The following is a 1,619-nucleotide window of genomic DNA, read 5'->3' as shown; positions in this document are numbered from 1 at the left end:
AATATCTAAGATCATGTCATTATCACCGATGGCATCAACCGGCTTGATGGTAGCAACGGCTTTTTGTAATGAGCCAGTAAAGTCACCAAAGTCGATATCATTTTTATCTGCAACGACGACATATTCAGGTAATAAAATCTCAGTTTTTCCCATGATATCACGGGCAGTATCGACCAAATCCGCTTCATAAAGTGAGGCGCCAACGCTATAACCTTGTGCAGCCAAGAAAGTATTAGCAATACCGCCACCAACGATAATCTGTGAGCAGAGCTCAGCCAAACTGTGCAAAACTTCTAGTTTAGTTGATACTTTAGATCCACCAACAATTGCCAACATTGGCTGTGCTGGCGTTTCAAGCGCTAAGCTTAAAGCATCAAGCTCCGCTGCCAATAAAGGTCCTGCGCAAGCAATTTTGCCTGCTTGGTGCATCGCCTGGGTTACGCCTTCTGTTGAGGCTTGAGCGCGATGAGCGGTACCAAAAGCATCCATCACAAATACATCGCACAAATCAGCATATTTTTGGGCAAGCACTGCATCGTTCTTTTTTTCGCCTTCATTAAAACGTACGTTCTCAAGTAATACGACCTCGCCAGCTTTGATGGCGACGCCTTGAGTGAGGTAGTCACTATTGAGAGTAACAGGCGCGGCTAGTTTGTCGCTTAAATAGTCAGCAACGGGCGCTAATGAATAGATAGCTTCAGGACGTCCTTCTGTCGGGCGACCCAAATGCGAGCAAACAATCACCGCTGCGCCCTTCTCTAACGCCATCTTAATCGTCGGCAGGCTGGCTTGTAAGCGTGCGTCACTAGCGACCTTACCTTCTTTGATAGGCACATTGAGGTCTTCACGAATCAACACTACTTTATCGGTCAAACTCAGATCGCTCATACGCAAAAAATTCATTACCTGCTCCTATACATCATCTGTTATTAATCTGTTTGACGGTTAGCTTTTATTACATCTTTAGCAAATCTATTTAATCAAATCCTATTGCTGCTGGTTTTGTAAGACCGATCTAGCAAGAATTTAAGGCGGTGTATTCTAACAGTTTTCTGACCCGCACTCATACGTAAGCTAAGATAAATTTTGCCCTAGGCAGTTTTATCACCTTAAAGTGGCTTACGGCTTCAGTAACATTTTGTGGTGGCACTGAACCATTTATCTATCTATGATAGATAGTATATTTACACGATAAAAATAATTCTTTAGGAGAAACCAATGAATATCGACCTCAAAACTGCCGAACAAGAACTATTAAAACTCAAAGAGGAATATGAAACTCGTATTGCTAAGATTGAGGATCATATTAAAAATCCACAAGATGACCTTAACGAGCATTGGGACGACCAAGCCATTGCTTATAGTCAAAATGATATGCGTAAGAACTTAATGGTTGAAGCACAGCAAAGTCTGATCCATGTACACAACGCTTTAAGTCGTATTGAAAATGGTACTTATGGCGAATGTGAAGTATGCAATGAGCCTATCGAGCCACAACGCTTGCGAGCCTTGCCTTATGCTACCTTATGTATGGAACATGCTGAATAATGTTTAGACGCTATTTTCAAATGCATTTCTTAACAAATGAGTTCCTTAATAGGCAGGCGAATTCCATGTGT

General features: G+C 42.0%; 2 protein-coding genes. One reads left to right on the top strand and one right to left on the bottom strand.

From position 1 onward, the window contains the following. A partial coding sequence (locus tag VLN09_RS11820) for a phosphoglycerate kinase (protein ID WP_325246757.1) occupies nucleotides 1-903 on the bottom strand: 903 nt, incomplete at its 3' end. 315 nt (nucleotides 904-1,218) lie between these two features. Between VLN09_RS11820 and VLN09_RS11815 the strand changes: the two genes are divergently transcribed. Beyond that, nucleotides 1,219-1,548, top strand: a complete 330-nt coding sequence (locus tag VLN09_RS11815; protein ID WP_325246755.1) for a TraR/DksA family transcriptional regulator — start codon at nucleotides 1,219-1,221, stop codon at nucleotides 1,546-1,548. The last annotated feature ends 71 nt before the right edge of the window (nucleotides 1,549-1,619 follow it).

This window comes from Psychrobacter sp. (assembly GCF_035469765.1).
Lineage (GTDB): Bacteria > Pseudomonadota > Gammaproteobacteria > Pseudomonadales > Moraxellaceae > Psychrobacter.
This window is presented reverse-complemented; position numbering and strand designations above follow the sequence as displayed.

Coding starts and splice junctions, on each gene's coding strand:
- VLN09_RS11815 (WP_325246755.1), top strand. CDS start 1,219: ATGAATATCGACCTCAAAACTGCCGAACAAGAACTATTAAAACTCAAA.